General features: G+C 61.2%; 13 protein-coding genes. 3 read left to right on the top strand and 10 right to left on the bottom strand.

Translation table 11 applies throughout. From position 1 onward, the window contains the following. Positions 1–23 precede the first annotated feature (23 nt). Positions 24–2,522, bottom strand: a complete 2,499-nt coding sequence (gene plsB, locus CAF87_RS08830) for a glycerol-3-phosphate 1-O-acyltransferase PlsB (protein ID WP_085729794.1) — start codon at positions 2,520–2,522, stop codon at positions 24–26. A 237-nt stretch (positions 2,523–2,759) separates the two neighbouring features. Here plsB and CAF87_RS08835 point away from each other — a divergent pair, with 237 nt between their 5' ends. Further along, positions 2,760–2,969, top strand: coding sequence for a cold shock domain-containing protein (locus CAF87_RS08835; protein ID WP_007954750.1), 210 nt, complete (start codon positions 2,760–2,762; stop codon positions 2,967–2,969). Positions 2,970–3,026: 57 nt separating this feature from the next. Here CAF87_RS08835 and CAF87_RS08840 read toward each other — a convergent pair whose 3' ends face one another. The 4 genes from CAF87_RS08840 to CAF87_RS08855 all read right to left on the bottom strand — a co-directional run bounded on the left by CAF87_RS08840 (position 3,027) and on the right by CAF87_RS08855 (position 8,250). Beyond that, entirely contained in the window at positions 3,027–3,404 is a 378-nt protein-coding gene (locus tag CAF87_RS08840; protein WP_085729795.1) for a hypothetical protein, read from the bottom strand. Positions 3,405–3,480: 76 nt separating this feature from the next. After that, positions 3,481–4,290 carry a putative RNA methyltransferase gene (locus CAF87_RS08845; RefSeq protein ID WP_064593749.1) on the bottom strand — a complete coding sequence of 270 codons (810 nt, stop codon included), beginning with the start codon at positions 4,288–4,290 and terminating at the stop codon, positions 3,481–3,483. Next, the gene (gene dapE / locus CAF87_RS08850; RefSeq protein WP_085729796.1) at positions 4,290–5,441 is read right to left on the bottom strand and encodes a succinyl-diaminopimelate desuccinylase; all 1,152 of its coding nucleotides are present in this window, start codon (positions 5,439–5,441) and stop codon (positions 4,290–4,292) included. Before dapE ends, CAF87_RS08845 begins: the two co-directional genes overlap by 1 nt. Positions 5,442–5,658: 217 nt before the next feature. Next, positions 5,659–8,250, bottom strand: coding sequence for a glycosyltransferase (locus CAF87_RS08855; RefSeq protein ID WP_085729797.1), 2,592 nt, complete (start codon positions 8,248–8,250; stop codon positions 5,659–5,661). A 273-nt stretch (positions 8,251–8,523) separates the two neighbouring features. Here CAF87_RS08855 and tcdA point away from each other — a divergent pair, with 273 nt between their 5' ends. Continuing rightward, a complete protein-coding gene (gene tcdA / locus CAF87_RS08860) occupies positions 8,524–9,342 on the top strand; it encodes a tRNA cyclic N6-threonylcarbamoyladenosine(37) synthase TcdA (RefSeq protein ID WP_085702578.1) in 819 nt (272 codons plus the stop codon). 25 nt (positions 9,343–9,367) lie between these two features. Here tcdA and CAF87_RS08865 read toward each other — a convergent pair whose 3' ends face one another. The 4 genes from CAF87_RS08865 to CAF87_RS08880 all read right to left on the bottom strand — a co-directional run bounded on the left by CAF87_RS08865 (position 9,368) and on the right by CAF87_RS08880 (position 12,491). Beyond that, the gene (locus CAF87_RS08865; protein ID WP_085729798.1) at positions 9,368–9,772 is read right to left on the bottom strand and encodes a SufE family protein; all 405 of its coding nucleotides are present in this window, start codon (positions 9,770–9,772) and stop codon (positions 9,368–9,370) included. After that, positions 9,769–10,974, bottom strand: a complete 1,206-nt coding sequence (locus tag CAF87_RS08870; protein WP_085729799.1) for an aminotransferase class V-fold PLP-dependent enzyme — start codon at positions 10,972–10,974, stop codon at positions 9,769–9,771. Before CAF87_RS08870 ends, CAF87_RS08865 begins: the two co-directional genes overlap by 4 nt. An 88-nt stretch (positions 10,975–11,062) precedes the next feature. Beyond that, positions 11,063–12,097, bottom strand: coding sequence for a 2,3,4,5-tetrahydropyridine-2,6-dicarboxylate N-succinyltransferase (gene dapD / locus CAF87_RS08875; protein WP_085729800.1), 1,035 nt, complete (start codon positions 12,095–12,097; stop codon positions 11,063–11,065). 31 nt (positions 12,098–12,128) lie between these two features. Then, positions 12,129–12,491, bottom strand: a complete 363-nt coding sequence (locus tag CAF87_RS08880; protein WP_003222107.1) for an ArsC family reductase — start codon at positions 12,489–12,491, stop codon at positions 12,129–12,131. Between the two features lie 182 nt (positions 12,492–12,673). On the opposite strand from CAF87_RS08880, the gene CAF87_RS08885 reads away from it, so the two are divergent. Beyond that, positions 12,674–14,305 (top strand): Na+/H+ antiporter, encoded by a 1,632-nt coding sequence (locus CAF87_RS08885; protein WP_085729801.1) that lies wholly within the window; start codon positions 12,674–12,676, stop codon positions 14,303–14,305. 8 nt (positions 14,306–14,313) lie between these two features. On the opposite strand, the gene CAF87_RS08890 is transcribed toward CAF87_RS08885, so the two are convergent. Next, positions 14,314–15,042, bottom strand: a complete 729-nt coding sequence (locus tag CAF87_RS08890) for a M12 family metallopeptidase (RefSeq protein ID WP_085729802.1) — start codon at positions 15,040–15,042, stop codon at positions 14,314–14,316. Positions 15,043–15,099: the final 57 nt, after the last annotated feature.

Here is a 15,099-nt window from a genome sequence, read left to right on the forward strand (position 1 = left end):
TTCCGGTTAGTTGTCCTCAAGTTTCAGGAAGTCGGCGAGGTTGCAGTTTCCGCCGCATCCTCACTGCGATGTAGCGCCACTTGGCGGATCGACAATCGAATCTCCGCAGGCAACACCCGTTTCGCTGCACCTTCAGCCAGTTCACCGAGCAGTTCGTGATAACTCAACTTGCCCGCTTCGTCGCGACGCAGAACGTCAAGATCAAGCATCGTCTGGATAAAGTGACGGAACAGGCTCTTGTCGAAAAATTCCGGCGCATTCAGGCCGTGCAGGATCGACAGGCGCTGGGCCATGACCGTGCACAGGTCTTCCAGTTCTTCGGCGCTGATGGTGTTCTGGCCAGCGTTGAGCAGTAACGACACGGTCATGTAGAAGCGTTGCAGGGTCTGGGCGATGCTCTTCGACAGCAGAGTCAGCAGCACGAAATGCCGTGAGCTCGGCGCCGGGCGCAGGAACACGTCTTTCTCGAAACGCAGCAGGCCTTGTTCGACGAACGCCTCCAGCCACTGGTCGATAACCGCATCCAGCTCGTCCAGGCTCCAACGGATGAACAGTTCCGCCTGCAGATACGGATACAGCGCACGGGTGTAGCGCAGGATCTGCTCGCGGCTCATGCGCGAAGTGCTTTGGAAGAAACTCGCGAGCAACGCCGGAAGGGCGAAGATGTGCAGCACGTTGTTGCGGTAGTAGGTCATCAGGACGGCGTTCTGCTCGTCCAGATAGAGAATCTTGCCCAGTGCATCATTCTGCTCGGACAGCAGATCCATGTCTTTGACGTGTTCGATCAATGCCCGGCCATCGCCTTCCGGCAGGGTGGTGTGCGGCGAGTACGGAACCTTGCGCAACAGCGCCAGATACAGATCCAGCACCCGCGCCATGGCGCGATCATCCAGCGCCAGACGAGTGGTCGACAGCAACGCCAGCGCCACCAGATTGACCGGGTTGATCGCCGCCGCTTCGTTCAGATGCTGTGCGACTTTCTCGCCGAGGCGATTGGTGGTTTCGTTGAGCCACGCCGGTTTGAACTGCGGGCCGAGTTCCTGCTGGCGCCAGCCCGGCTGTTCACTGTCGAGGAATTCCGCGAGTTTGATCGGCTCGCCGAAGTTCACCGCCACCTGGCCGAAACGCTGCTTGAGCGCGCCGATGACTTTGAAGATGTCGAAGATCGATTCTTTCTTCTTGCTCGCGCCACGCAGCTCGCCGAGGTAGGTCCGCCCTTCGAGCACGCGCTCGTATCCGATGTACACCGGCACGAACACGATCGGCATCCGCGACGAACGCAGGAAACTGCGCATCGTGATCGCCAGCATCCCGGTTTTCGGTTGCAGCATGCGGCCGGTACGCGAGCGACCGCCCTCGACGAAGTATTCGACCGGGAAGCCTTTTGTGAACAGGGTGTGCAGGTATTCGTTGAACACCGAGGTGTACAGCGGGTTGCCCTTGAACGTGCGGCGCATGAAGAACGCACCGCCACGGCGCAGCAGGCTGCCGATCACCGGCATGTTGAGGTTGATCCCGGCGGCGATGTGCGGCGGAGTCAAGCCGTTGCGGAACAGCAAGTACGACAGCAGCAGATAGTCGATGTGGCTGCGGTGGCACGGTACGTAGATCACTTCGTGACCCTGGGCGACCTTCTGCACGCCCTCGATGTGATTGACCTTGATCCCGTCGTAGATCTTGTTCCAGAACCAGCTCAACACCACTTCCAGAAAACGGATCGCGGTGTAGGTGTAGTCCGAGGCGATCTCGTTGCCGTAGCGCAGGGCCTGGGCCTTGGCTTTTTCCGGGGAGATGTTTTCGCGCTCGGCTTCGTCGAGGATCGCCTGCTTGACCAGCGGCTGGTTGAGCAGGCCCTTGACGAGGTTACGGCGGTGGGAGATGTCCGGGCCGATCACTGCGGCTTTGAGATTGCGGAAGTGCACCCGCAGGATCCGCTGGGCCATGCGCACGGTGCGCTCGTGGCCCTTGTTGTGTTCGATCAGTTCGCGCAGATGGATCGGTGCGGAGAACTGCACGCGGGTCTTGCGGCCCAGAATCATGATGCTCAGCAGCCGACGCAGACGTCCGGTGACGGCCCAGCTGTCGGCGAACAGCAATTTCCACGGGCTGTTCTCGCTGTCCGGCGACTGGCCCCAGAACACGCTGACCGGAATGATCTGCGCGTCTTCGGCGGCATTCTGGGTGAGGGCGCTGACCAGTCGGGTCAGGGTCGGCGGCGCACCGCGCTTGTCCTGGCGGCCGAGCCAGTCCGGGTCCGGCGTCAGGTAGAAGAACGCCGCCGGTTCCAACAGATTTCCGACTGACACCGGCAGCACCGGGCGCGGCAGGCCGGCCTTGGTGCACTCGGTGTCGACCACCGCCAGATCCGTCAGCGATGGGTTTTGCAGGACGTAGAACACCGGACGACTGCGGTCGAGGTTGAGGGTGAACGACGACTGGTTGATCGTCTCGGAGCGAACCCAGAGATACAACAGTCGGCGCAAGGTGCCAAACACAAGACGGCGGAACGGGGAACGGGTCATACGGCTTCTGCATGAGTGGATAAACCGAGCGTTTGCTCGGGCGGTCGATAGTGTGCCGGATTCATGGAAAATCGGCAAAAAAGCGGCGAAGTAATCTCCTGTTGAGAGTTTTGTTGCCTGTCATATACTCGGCGCTCTGTCGCCGGGGCCCTTTTATGGACGTCGGACGCAGGCTGACGTTCCGCAAAGGCTTTCCTGCGAAAAGCCTGTTCAATAATAAAAAAGGAGTATGAACAGATGGCAACACGTGAAACCGGCAACGTGAAGTGGTTCAACGACGCCAAGGGCTACGGCTTCATTCAGCGCGAAGACGGGGTGGACGTATTCGTGCACTACCGCGCGATCCGCGGTGAAGGCCACCGTTCGCTGACCGAAGGTCAGCAGGTTGAATACGCGGTGGTGGAAGGGCAGAAGGGGTTGCAGGCCGAGGATGTTGTAGGCCTGTAATGATCGTTCCCGCGTTCTGCGTCCACCGTGGGGCACAGAGCGCGGGAGTGTTCAGCGTCAGGCCGTTTTCCAGGTGATTTCTTCTTCACCGTCTTCGCTGATCCGGATCCAGCGGTCCGCCGTTTCCTCACCTTCTTCCTCGACCCACGTCCCCGGCGCGCAGCGCACTTCGACGTTCAGCGCGGCGAACGCGGCGCGGGCGCAGGCAATGTCGTCGTCCCATGGTGTCTGGTCGCTTTCCAGGTACAGGCTGTTCCACTTGCCCACAGCTTTCGGCAGCCAGGTGACCGGGATGTTGCCGGCCTTGCATTTGTAGGTCTGACCTTTCTGTACCCAGTCGCTGCACGGGCCGAGGGCGGCGCCCAGCCAGGCGGAAATGGCCTTGTGGTCGACGTCGGCGTCTTTCAGGTAAATCTCGATGTCCGGTTGGCGCATGGATATCCTCACTGCGGGTCTGAAAAATCCATTCGCGGATTTAGCCGGCCCCGGGCTGCTTGCCCGAGTCCAAAAGTTATTGAAGAACGAAATAATCGTAGCGCATCGACACGGTGGTCACGAACGGCTCGGCCTGTTCGATCACCGCCGCACGGCGCTCGGCACTGGCGCGCCAGCCGTGGGGTGTCATCGCCAGCAGGTTGGCGCGATCCTCGGGCTTGTCCAGCGTCAGCTTGAACTCCAGGGTTTCACTGTGCGCCAGCGCCATGCCTTCCGGCACCAGGGCCAGATGCTTGTCGTCGGTGTATTCGCGCACTTCGTCGTACAGGCGTTCGCGCAGCTCCATCAGATGGCCGCTGGTCGGGCCGACTTTCATCAGACCGCCGCCAACGCTGAGCAGGCGCTTGGCTTCTTCCCAGTCCAGCGGACTGAAGACACTGGCCAGAAACTGGCAGCTGCCGGAGGCCAGTGGCACCCGGGCCATGCTGGCGATCAACCAGGTCAGCGCCGGATTGCGTTTGCAGGCGCGTTTGACCGCTTCCTTCGAGATGTCCAGCGCGTAGCCATCGGCGTCCGGCAAGGCCTCGGCGATCTGCGCGGTGTAGTAACCCTCGCCGCAACCGATATCGACCCAACGGGCTGGCGCATAACTGGCCGCCAGTTCCGCCAGACGCTTGGCTACCGGCGCGTAATGGCCGGCGTTGAGGAAGTCGCGGCGGGCCTCGACCATCGCCTGATTGTCGCCAGGATCGCGGCTGTTCTTGTGCTGCACCGGCAGCAGGTTCAGGTAACCCTGACGCGCACGGTCGAAGCGGTGGCCGGCAGGGCAGACCACGCCGTTGTCCACCGCGTTCAGCGGTTCACTGCAGATCGGGCACGCGAGCATCAGGCGAGCAACTTGATCAGGGTCTGGTAGTAGATCTCGGTCAGCACGTCGAGGTCAGCCGCCAGTACGCGTTCGTTGACCTGGTGGATGGTCGCGTTGACCGGGCCCAGCTCAACAACCTGGGTGCCCATGGTCGCGATGAAACGGCCATCGGAGGTGCCGCCGCTGGTGGACGCCTTGGTCTCGCGACCGGTGATCTGCTTGATGCTCGACGAGACCGCGTCGAGCAGTGCGCCCGGCTCGGTGAGGAACGGCAGACCGGACAGTGCCCAGTCGATGTGCCAGTCCAGGCCGTGCTTGTCGAGGATGTCGGCGACGCGTTTCTGCAGGCCTTCGACCGTCGATTCGGTGGAGAAACGGAAGTTGAACACCGCTACCAGATCGCCCGGAATCACGTTGGTCGCGCCGGTTCCGGAGTTGACGTTGGAAATCTGGAAACTGGTCGGCGGGAAGAAATCGTTGCCGTGATCCCAGTGCTCGGCGGCCAGTTCGGCCAGGGCCGGGGCAGCGAGGTGGATCGGGTTCTTCGCCAGGTGCGGATAGGCCACATGGCCCTGCACACCGCGCACGGTCAGTTTGGCGCCGAGGGAGCCGCGACGACCGTTCTTCACTACGTCGCCCACCAGCGTGGTGCTCGACGGTTCGCCCACGATGCACCAGTCCAGACGCTCATTGCGGGCTGCCAGACGCTCGACGACTGCCTTGGTGCCGTGATGGGCCGGGCCTTCTTCGTCGCTGGTGATCAGGAACGCGACCTTGCCCTTGTGATCCGGGTAGTCGGCGACAAAACGCTCGGCCGCTACGGTCATCGAGGCCAGGCTACCTTTCATGTCCGCCGCGCCACGGCCGCAGAGCATGCCGTGTTCGTCGATCACTGCGTTGAACGGGTCGATCTGCCAGGCGGTCACCGGACCGGTCGGCACCACGTCGGTGTGACCGGCGAAGCACAGCACCGGGCCGTCGCTTTTGCCGTGAGTCGCCCAGAAGTTATCCACATCTTCGATGCGCATCGGTTCCAGCTGGAAACCGGCATCGCCCAGGCGCTGCATCATCTGCTTCTGGCAATCGGCGTCGACCGGCGTCACGGACGGACGGCGGATCAGGTCGATGGCGAGTTGGAGGGTCGGCGAAAGGTCGGCGTGGGCCGTCATGGAAAACTCCGGATGCTTGAAATTGGGCAAGGGCCAATGGGGAGCCAGCCTGCTGGCGATGGCGGTGTGTCAGTCAACATAAAGGCTGATTGTTACATTGCCATCGCGAGCCAGCTCGCTCCCACAGGGTTGGATATCACGCCAAGCCCCGCAAAATGGCGGTTATCTTAAAGCAAAACGGCGACCATTGGCCGCCGTTTAGTGCTTCGTCGAGGAATTAGACGACAGGTGCCGGCTCAGGCGCCGCCGAAGGTTTTGGCAGCGACGACAGGAACGCCATGATCAGCGCCGCCACGTACGGCAGCGACTGCACCAGCAGCATCGCCACCCAGAAGCGCATGTCGTTGCTCGGAATCCCCTGCACCAGGAAAATCCCCAGCGCCGCGCCCCACAACAGCAGCATGATGAACAGCTCTTCCCGGGCCTCGGAAATCGCCACCCAGAAGCCATGGTTGTCGGCGTTTTTCGGGGTACGGAAGAATGGAATGCTGCTGGTGAAGAAGCCATACAGCACCGCTTTGGCGATGGTGTGCGACAACGCCAGGCCGGCCAGTGCCGCGCAGAACGCATCCTTGAGGTTCACGCCCACGGCGCGACGGTACAGGAAGATGATCTTGCCGACCTTGAACACGAACAGCGCCAGCGGCGGGATCGCGAAGATCAGCAGCGGCGGATCGACCCGCTGCGGCACGATGATCATCGCCGCCGACCACAACAGTGCGCCGACGGTGAAGAAAATGTTCATGCCGTCTGCCACCCACGGCAGCCAGCCCGCGAGGAAGTGGTAACGCTGGCCGCGGGTGAGCTCGGTGTCCTTGCCGCGCAACAGACTGCGGGTGTGGCGCTTGATGATCTGGATCGCACCGTAGGCCCAGCGGAAACGCTGCTTCTTGAAGTCGATGAAGGTGTCCGGCATCAGACCCTTGCCGTAACTGTCGTGGTAATACGCCGCCGACAGGCCTTTCTCGAACACCCGCAGACCGAGTTCGGCGTCTTCACAGATGCACCAGTCGGCCCAGCCCAGTTCTTCCAGAACCGAGCGACGGGTCATGGTCATGGTGCCGTGCTGGATGATCGCGTCGCGGTCGTTGCGGGTGACCATGCCAATGTGGAAGAAACCTTTGTATTCGGCGTAGCAGAGCTTCTTGAAGGTGCTTTCGTTCTGGTCGCGGTAGTCCTGCGGCGACTGCACCACGGCGATTTTCGGGTCGGCGAAGTGCGGCACCATGTGCTTGAGCCAGTTCGGGTGCACGCAGTAGTCGGAGTCGATCACCGCGATGACTTCGGCGTCCTTGGCGGTGTGCGGGATCAGGTAGTTCAGTGCACCGCCCTTGAAGCCGGCCAAGGGCGAAACATGGAAGAACTTGAAGCGCGGGCCGAGGGTTTCGCAGTAGTCGCGCACCGGTTCCCAGACCGCCGGGTCCTTGGTGTTGTTGTCGATGATCAGTACTTCGAAGTCCGGGTAATCGAGGTTGGCCAGGGCGTTGAGGGTCTGTTTGACCATCTCCGGCGGCTCGTTGTAGCACGGTACGTGGATCGAGACTTTCGGGCGGTAGTCCGAATCGCCGACCACCGGCAGGAATTCACGGCGACGCTTGTGAATCCACACCGCCTCCGCCAGTTCGTGGGCCTCGGTCAGCAACACGATGAACACCCCGAGCGCACCGAGTGCCAGCAGGAAGCCCACGGTCAGGCTGAACCACGTGCTGTATTGCTGGCTGTAGTCGTAGCCGATCCACACCAGCACCGAACCGCACAGGAACGCGATAAAGGTCAGGAAGGTACGGCCACGCTGGCGCAGGGCCGAGCCGTCGATCATCAGCAGGGTCAGTGACAAGAGTGCCAGCACCACCGAACCGATGGCCAGCACGCGCCATTGCGGGATCGCCACCACCGGGCCTTCGAAGTTGAATTTCTGCTGGCGCGCGGCATTGAACACGCCCCAGTAGGCGCCGACCGAACCTTCGTCGCTGGCTTTCCACGGCTGGTCAAACGCTTCGATCACGAAGTAGTTGAAGCCCTGGCGATTGAGTTTGTTGACCAGCGTGCGCAGGTAGATCGCCTGATCCGCCGGCGACGCATCGGCGCCACCGCGCATGCGGCCGTTGCTCGGCCAGCCCACTTCGGACAGCAGCAGCGGCTTTTTCGGGAACATCTTTTTCAGGTCGCGGGCGCGGTCGAAAACGAACTGCCCGGCCTTGTCCACCGGAATGAATTCCCAGTAAGGCAGAACGTGCGCGGCGATCAGGTCGACGTGCTTGGCCAGTTCCGGGTGTTCTTCCCAGACGTGCCACTGTTCGGAGGTGGTCACCGGCACTTTCACCGCAGCACGCACGCGGTCGAGCAGCACGCTGAGTTCTTTGGCGGTGATTTCCTTGCGGAAGATCGCTTCGTTACCGACCACCACACGAACCACGCTGCGTGAGGTGTTGGCCAGTTCGATGGCGCGGGTAATTTCCCGTTCGTTGCGTTCCTGGTCGGGGCTGATCCAGATCCCCAGGGTCACGCGCAGGCCGAACTCTTCAGCCAGTTTCGGGATGTCTTGCAGGGAACCGTCGACCGAGTAGATGCGGATGTTGTCCGTCAGCTTGCTCATGATCTCAAGGTCGCGGCGCATTTCGTCGTCAGTCGGATACTGATCCTTCTGCGGGAACTGTCCTTGCTGGAACGGTGAATAGGAGAAACCGGAGATCTGCTCCGGCCAGTTCGGCGCGGAGACGGGGCGGTTGATCAGCGCCCAGAAACCGGTGAACAGGGCGGCGATTGCCAGAACCACCACCAGGTTGAGTCCAAATTTACGCGATGACATAGCTGTGTCGGGTTCCAAGGTCTGTGGAACGAAGGGTCGGCTGGTTGACGCCTGAGGGCGCGCATCCTACACCGGCAGTTCGCCGAGTCCTACAACAGACAGGGAAATGCCGGACGTTGGGCAATCCAACCCGACTTAAGTTCTTTCGTTTCAGCATGTAAGGCAAATCTTTGTTACGTGCAGCTTTAATTAAAGCAGGCAGGTTCGCCGTTCATAGCGCAAAGGTGCTCTTGGCCGCCGACGGCCCTATAATGCGCGCCGGTTTTTGGGGTAATGGTCATGAGTACAGAAGATCCGCGGTTTGCAGGCATCGCCCGTTTGTATGGCATTGAAGGGATGGAGCGTTTGCGCGCCGCCCACGTGGCGATTGTCGGCGTTGGCGGCGTCGGTTCCTGGGCGGCGGAAGCCATGGCCCGTTGCGGGGTGGGCGAGATTTCCCTGTTCGACCTCGACGACGTCTGCGTCAGCAACGCCAACCGTCAGTTGCACGCGCTGGACAGCACGGTCGGCAAACCCAAGGTCGAGGTGATGGCCGAGCGTCTGCGTGGGATCAACCCGGACTGCAAGGTGCACGCTGTGGCGGACTTCGTCACCCGCGACACTATGGCCGAATACATCACGCCGAACATCGACTGCGTGATCGACTGCATCGACGCGGTCAACGCCAAGGCGGCGCTGATTGCCTGGTGCAAGCGCCGCAAGATCCAGATCATCACCACCGGCGGTGCCGGCGGGCAAATCGATCCGACGCTGATTCAGGTCTGCGACCTCAACCGCACCTTCAACGATCCACTGGCTTCGAAAGTGCGTTCTACGTTGCGTCGCGACTACGGCTTCTCGCGCACCGTGACCCGCCATTACAGCGTGCCGTGCGTGTTCTCCACCGAACAACTGCGCTATCCGAAACCGGACGGCAGCATTTGCCTGCAGAAGAGTTTTGTCGGCGACGGCGTGAAGCTGGACTGCGCCGGCGGGTTTGGCGCGGTGATGATGGTGACGGCGACGTTCGGTATGGTCGCGGCGACCAAGGCGGTGGACAAGATTGTCGCGGGCGTCCGGCGGCCGGCGGATCGGGTCAAGCCTCAGGCCTGAAGCAGAGGGCTGCGCAGCAGCCCTTTTACTGCGCCAGCTCGTTCATCCGTTGCAACACGGCATTCAGGCCATTGCTGCGCGATGGCGACAGCTGTCGCGACAACCCCAGTTGATTGAACCAGTCCGGCAGATCCACCTGCTGCAATTCTTCAGCATTCAAGCCGTTGACCCGCAACAGCAACAACGCCACCAATCCGCGAATCATCCGCGCATCGCTGCTCGCTGCGAACTGCCAGTGGCCATCGCGCAACTCGCCGACCAGCCACACCTGACTTTCACAGCCATGCACCCGGTTGGCTTCGCACTTGTCCGCATCGCTTAAAGGCGGCATACGATCCCCGAACTGCATCAACAGCCGCGCCCGTTGTTCCCAACCGGCGGCGTTCTGAAAGGGTTGCAGCGCTTCGGCGGCCTCGACCGGCAGGCTCATCGCAATAACTCCAGCGCCTGATCCAGCGCTTCAAAGAACCGCTCCAGGTCTTCGGAATCGTTGTACAGCGCCAGCGACACACGGATCGCCCCGGCCAGTTCAAAGCGTTTGAGTAGCGGCATCGCGCAGTGGTGCCCGGCGCGTACGGCGATGCCCTGTTCGGTCAGCAAGTGCGCCAGATCGGCGTTGTGCACCCCTTCGACGACAAAACTGGCCAGCGCCAGTTGCGGCTTGCCCAACAGACGAATGCCGTTGCGGGCGGCGAGGCCACGCAACAGATAATCGTGCAATGCGGCTTCGTGGGCGGACACGGCACCCAGATCCAGACCCGCGAGGTAGTCGAGCGTCGCACCGAGGCCGATCACGCTGGCAATCGGCGGCGTTCCGGCTTCGAAACCCAGTGGTGCCGGGCGGAAACGTGCGTCGTGGTAATTGGCCTCCAGCACCATCTCGCCACCGAACTGCCATGGGCGCAGTCGCTCGAGCGCTTCGTTGCGCCCGAACAGCACGCCGAGGCCATCGGGGCCGTACAGCTTGTGGCTGGAAAACACATAAAAGTCACAACCCAGTGCCTGTACGTCATGCCGGCCGTGAACCACGCCTTGAGCGCCATCGACCACGGTCAGCGCGTTCTGCGCCTTGGCCATCGCCAGCAGGGCCGGCAAGGGCTGCCAGGCACCGAGCACGTTGGACAACTGACTGACCGCCAGCAACCGTGTACGCGGGCTGATCAGGTGAACCGCGGCGGCGAGGTCGATCACCCCGTCATCGTCCAGCGGCAGGATCACCAGTTGCAGGTCGCGACGTTGTGCCAGTTGCTGCCACGGCAGCAGATTGGCGTGATGCTCCAGGGCGCTGATGACAATTTCATCGCCCGGATGGAAAAGATGTTCCAGGCCGTAGGCCAGGAGATTCAGCGCACTGGTGGCGCCGTGGGTGAAGATGATCTGCCCGCTGTCACCGGCATTCAGCCACTGGGTAACCTTCAGGCGACTGTCCTCGAACGCCTGTGTAGCGTGAGCGCCGGGCAGATGCTGCGCACGGTGCACGTTGGCCGCGCCATTGGCGTAGTAATGCGCCAGCGCGTCGAGCAGGGCCTGGGGCTTTTGCGTGGTGGCGGCGTTGTCCAGGTAAGTCTGGTCTTGCCGTTGCAGGGCGGCGATGGCTGGAAAATCGGCGCGCCAGGGGGAGGGAATCATCATGCTTTCGAGCCCTGGTGAACTTGGGCGGGTGTACGCCAAACTTTGTGGAAGCGAGCAGACTCGCTCCCACAGAAGGATGACGCGGCGCTTAGTTGTGAGCGTGCAGCGCTTCGTTCAGTTCGATCGCCGATTTGTGGGTTTTGCATTCCACAGCGCCGGTTTCCGAATTGCGACGGAACAGCAGGTCGGTCTGACCGGCCAGTTCACGGGCCTTGACCACTTTGACCAGGTTGTTGTGCTCGTCCAGCAGCGCCACCTTGGTGCCGGCGGTCACGTACAGGCCCGACTCGACGGTGTTGCGGTCGCCCAACGGAATACCGATACCGGCGTTGGCGCCGATCAGGCAGCCTTCGCCGACCTTGATCACGATGTTGCCGCCGCCCGACAGGGTGCCCATGGTCGAACAGCCGCCGCCCAGGTCCGAACCCTTGCCGACGAACACGCCAGCGGAGACGCGACCTTCGATCATGCCCGGGCCTTCGGTGCCGGCGTTGAAGTTGATGAAGCCTTCGTGCATCACGGTGGTGCCTTCGCCCACATAGGCGCCCAGACGCAGACGTGCAGCGTCAGCGATACGCACGCCGGCCGGAACCACGTAGTCGGTCATTTTCGGGAACTTGTCCACAGAGAACACTTCCAGCAGCTCGCCGCGCAGACGGGCTTCGAGTTGCAGCTCGGCCAGTTCGCTCAGGTCGATCGCGCCCTGGCTGGTCCAGGCAACGTTTGGCAACAGCGGGAAGATCCCGGCCAGGCTTACACCGTGCGGCTTGACCAGACGATGGGACAGCAGGTGGAGCTTCAGGTAAGCCTCTGGCGTGGAGGTCAGTTGCGCGTCTTCGGCCAGCAGGGTGGCGACCAGCGGCTTGTGGCTTTCGGCCAGGCGGGTCAGCAGCTTGCCTTGTACCGCGTCGATGCCTTTCACGGCTTCTGCCAGTTGCGCAGCCTGGGCTGTGGTGAAGGTGATGGCCTGATTGCCTTCGGTGTAGCCGAGGATCGGTGCAACAGCGGCGACCAGCTCAGCCGAAGGATTGAGCAGCGGCTGGGCGTAAAACACTTCCAGCCATTCGCCTTGGCGGTTCTGGGTGCCGACGCCGAAGGCGATACTGAACAGAGAGTTGGACATGTGAATACCTCTACAAAAAGTGACGGGCTGCTTACTTGAGGGCGGCCGCGTAGATATCTGGCTTGAAGCCAATCAGGGTTCGGTCACCGAGATCGAGCACCGGGCGCTTGATCATCGAGGGTTGAGCGAGCATCAGTTCGATGGCTTTCGACTGGTCGAGATCGGCTTTGCGTTCGTCGTCGAGCTTGCGAAAGGTCGTGCCTGCGCGGTTCAACACCGTTTGCCAGCCGTGTTCGTCACACCATTGGGTCAGGTGTTCACGGTCGATGCCGGCGGTTTTGTAGTCGTGGAAGTCGTAGCTGACAGCGTGTTCATCGAGCCAGGTGCGCGCCTTCTTCATGGTGTCGCAGGCTTTGATGCCGAAAAGGTGCAACGTTTTGCTTGAAACGGTCAAGGAATCGCCCCCTTTACAGGTGCTGGAGAAAAATGGTGTCGGATTATGCCATGACAAGACGGTTTCGCGGCGCCGAGGTTGCTTCTGCTGTGGGCGCCTGCGACATAGGTGCAACGGTCAGTCACAGCCTAAGCGGCTAATATGGCAGTTCAACGCTGTCGATTGTCCGGGATTTCCGCTTTATGCAAACCGCTTATACCGTCCTGATCCTGCTGATGCTGGTCAGTGTTTCGCGCCTGGTTGGACGGGTGATTCCGCTGCCGCTGCCACTGGTACAGATCGCCGCCGGTGCCTTGCTGGCCTGGCCGACCCTCGGTCTGCACGTGGCCCTTGATCCTGAACTGTTCCTGTTTCTGTTCTTGCCGCCGCTGCTGTTTTCCGATGGCTGGCGCATGCCCAAGCGTGAACTGTGGCGCTTGCGCGGGCCGGTACTCACGCTGGCGGTCGGCCTGGTGCTGTTTACCGTGGTCGGGGCCGGTTACTTCATTCACTGGTTGCTGCCGACGATTCCATTGCCGGTGGCCTTCGCGCTGGCGGCGGTGCTGTCCCCGACCGACGCCGTGGCGGTCTCGGCGATTTCGCAGAACCGCTTGCCCACGCCGCTGATGCACATGCTGCAAGGCGAGGCGTTGATGAACGATGCCTCGGGTCTGGTGACGTTCAAATTCGCGCTGGTAGCGGCGGTCACCGGTGCGTTTTCTTTGGCCAACGCCAGTCTGACGTTCGTGCTGGTCGCGGTCGGCGGGCTGGCGGTCGGTGTTGCACTCAGTTGGCTGGTGGGGCGGCTGCGGGCGTGGATGATCGCCCGGGGCTGGGACGATCCGGCGACCCATGTGGTGTTCATGTTGCTGCTGCCGTTTGCCGCTTACGTGCTGGCTGAGCGGCTCGGCGCGTCGGGCATTCTCTCGGCGGTGGCAGCGGGGATGATGCAGAGCTGGCTCGACCTGCTGCCGCGCCAGACCAGCACCCGTTTGCTCAACCGCAGCGTCTGGTCGTTGCTGGAGTTTGCTTTCAACGGTTTGATCTTCCTGCTGCTCGGCCTGCAACTGCCGGACATCATCAAGGCTGTGGTCAGTCACGAAACGTCATTGTGGCCGACGCTGTTCTACCGCTGCCTCGACGTGGTGGCGATTTTCCTGGCGCTGGTGCTGTTGCGTTTCATCTGGGTACAAAGCATCTGGCGTCTGTCGGTGCTGCTGCGCCGCTTGCGTGGCAAGGGTGAATTGACACAAGTGCCGACTGCCCGTTCGTGCTGGCTGCTGACCGTCGGTGGGGTGCGCGGTGCGGTGACGTTGGCGGGAGTGATGTCGGTGCCGATGCTGATGGGCAGCGAGGCCTTTCCCGAGCGTGACTTGCTGATCTTCATCGCCGCCGGGGTGATCCTGATGTCGCTGGTCGCAGCCTGCATCGCCCTGCCGTTGCTGCTGCGTGGAATCCAGAAAAGCCCCGACGACAAGCGCCGACAGGAAGTCCGCGATGCCTGGCGCAAGACCGCCGAAGCGGCGATCCATGCATTGGAAGTCGAGGAGGTCAACCCGCAGGATGCTGCGCAAGCGGCACTGTCGGCGGAGCTCAAGGCGCGGATCATGTCTGAATACCGTCATCAGCTTGAGGTGTTCAACGATTCGGCCGAAGCCCAGGCGCTGGCGTTCCAGATGGATCTGCTTGAACGCCGTTTGCGCCTCAAGGCCCTGCGCGCGCAACGCCTTGAACTGTACAGCCTCAGCCGTCAGCACCAGATTGGCGATGACGTGTTGCGTGAAGTGTTGGGTGAGCTCGACCTGAGTGAGGCCAACCTGGGGCAGGTCAAATAGAAAAAACGTTACTTGGGATAGAGCAATCTCATCAGCCGTTTGTCTTTTTTACTGATCCGGCGGTTGATCGGTACCTCCCAGTTGCCCACCGTCAATGCGTTTGCCACCGGGTGGTGCATTATCGATTTCCGATCGTAGGAGGTGTAGATCGCGTCCAGTGTGTCGAAGGACGCGAACAGGTTCCTGTCGACCTGCTCCTCGGTCAGCGGGTTCATTTCGCGATTTTTGTAGAACTCATAAACCCTTGGCTTATCCCACGGAATATTGGCCTTGGGGTGCTGATGTTCGTGCATCGCACCCAATGCGTGGCCAAATTCGTGGACCACGATTACCTCAAAATCTTCATGCTCCGGTTTGACCCCCAGGTTCATGGTGGGATGGTCGGGGTGGATCAACAGTGCATCGGTGCCCAGCATCGAGCTGTTGTTATTGTTCTTTGTTGCAATCCGGATATCGCCTTTCAAATGTTCGACAAATTCAAACTTCAGGTTGATGTACGGCAACCATTGGTTGGCCGCAGCAACTATCTTGTTCTTGTGGTCGGCGTCAGGTGCATCCATGAAAGCTATTTTCAAGGTTCGGCCGTTGGCCCATAGCTTTGAGTAGTTAATGACGGAGCGTTTACGTCGGCTGCCAGTATTTGCGCCTGCATTGGCGGGGTTTTCATTGATGGCTGCCGTGTAGGCAGTTTGATCATCGGGCCATTGAACAAGTTGGCAATCCAGCAGGTCGTTCATGTTTACTTCTTCCTTGAAGTTAAAGTCTTGAGTTTGTTTTAGGCGCAGAGATATGCG

It is taken from the genome of Pseudomonas sp. R38(2017) (assembly GCF_002112395.1).
Taxonomy (GTDB): domain Bacteria; phylum Pseudomonadota; class Gammaproteobacteria; order Pseudomonadales; family Pseudomonadaceae; genus Aquipseudomonas.

What these genes read in the sequence shown, in the direction of transcription:
- plsB (WP_085729794.1), bottom strand. Translation starts at nt 2,522, where the DNA reads ATGACCCGTTCCCCGTTCCGCCGTCTTGTGTTTGGCACCTTGCGCCGA.
- CAF87_RS08835 (WP_007954750.1), top strand. Translation starts at nt 2,760, where the DNA reads ATGGCAACACGTGAAACCGGCAACGTGAAGTGGTTCAACGACGCCAAG.
- CAF87_RS08840 (WP_085729795.1), bottom strand. Translation starts at nt 3,404, where the DNA reads ATGCGCCAACCGGACATCGAGATTTACCTGAAAGACGCCGACGTCGAC.
- CAF87_RS08845 (WP_064593749.1), bottom strand. Translation starts at nt 4,290, where the DNA reads ATGCTCGCGTGCCCGATCTGCAGTGAACCGCTGAACGCGGTGGACAAC.
- dapE (WP_085729796.1), bottom strand. Translation starts at nt 5,441, where the DNA reads ATGACGGCCCACGCCGACCTTTCGCCGACCCTCCAACTCGCCATCGAC.
- CAF87_RS08855 (WP_085729797.1), bottom strand. Translation starts at nt 8,250, where the DNA reads ATGTCATCGCGTAAATTTGGACTCAACCTGGTGGTGGTTCTGGCAATC.
- tcdA (WP_085702578.1), top strand. Translation starts at nt 8,524, where the DNA reads ATGGTCATGAGTACAGAAGATCCGCGGTTTGCAGGCATCGCCCGTTTG.
- CAF87_RS08865 (WP_085729798.1), bottom strand. Translation starts at nt 9,772, where the DNA reads ATGAGCCTGCCGGTCGAGGCCGCCGAAGCGCTGCAACCCTTTCAGAAC.
- CAF87_RS08870 (WP_085729799.1), bottom strand. Translation starts at nt 10,974, where the DNA reads ATGATGATTCCCTCCCCCTGGCGCGCCGATTTTCCAGCCATCGCCGCC.
- dapD (WP_085729800.1), bottom strand. Translation starts at nt 12,097, where the DNA reads ATGTCCAACTCTCTGTTCAGTATCGCCTTCGGCGTCGGCACCCAGAAC.
- CAF87_RS08885 (WP_085729801.1), top strand. Translation starts at nt 12,674, where the DNA reads ATGCAAACCGCTTATACCGTCCTGATCCTGCTGATGCTGGTCAGTGTT.
- CAF87_RS08890 (WP_085729802.1), bottom strand. Translation starts at nt 15,042, where the DNA reads ATGAACGACCTGCTGGATTGCCAACTTGTTCAATGGCCCGATGATCAA.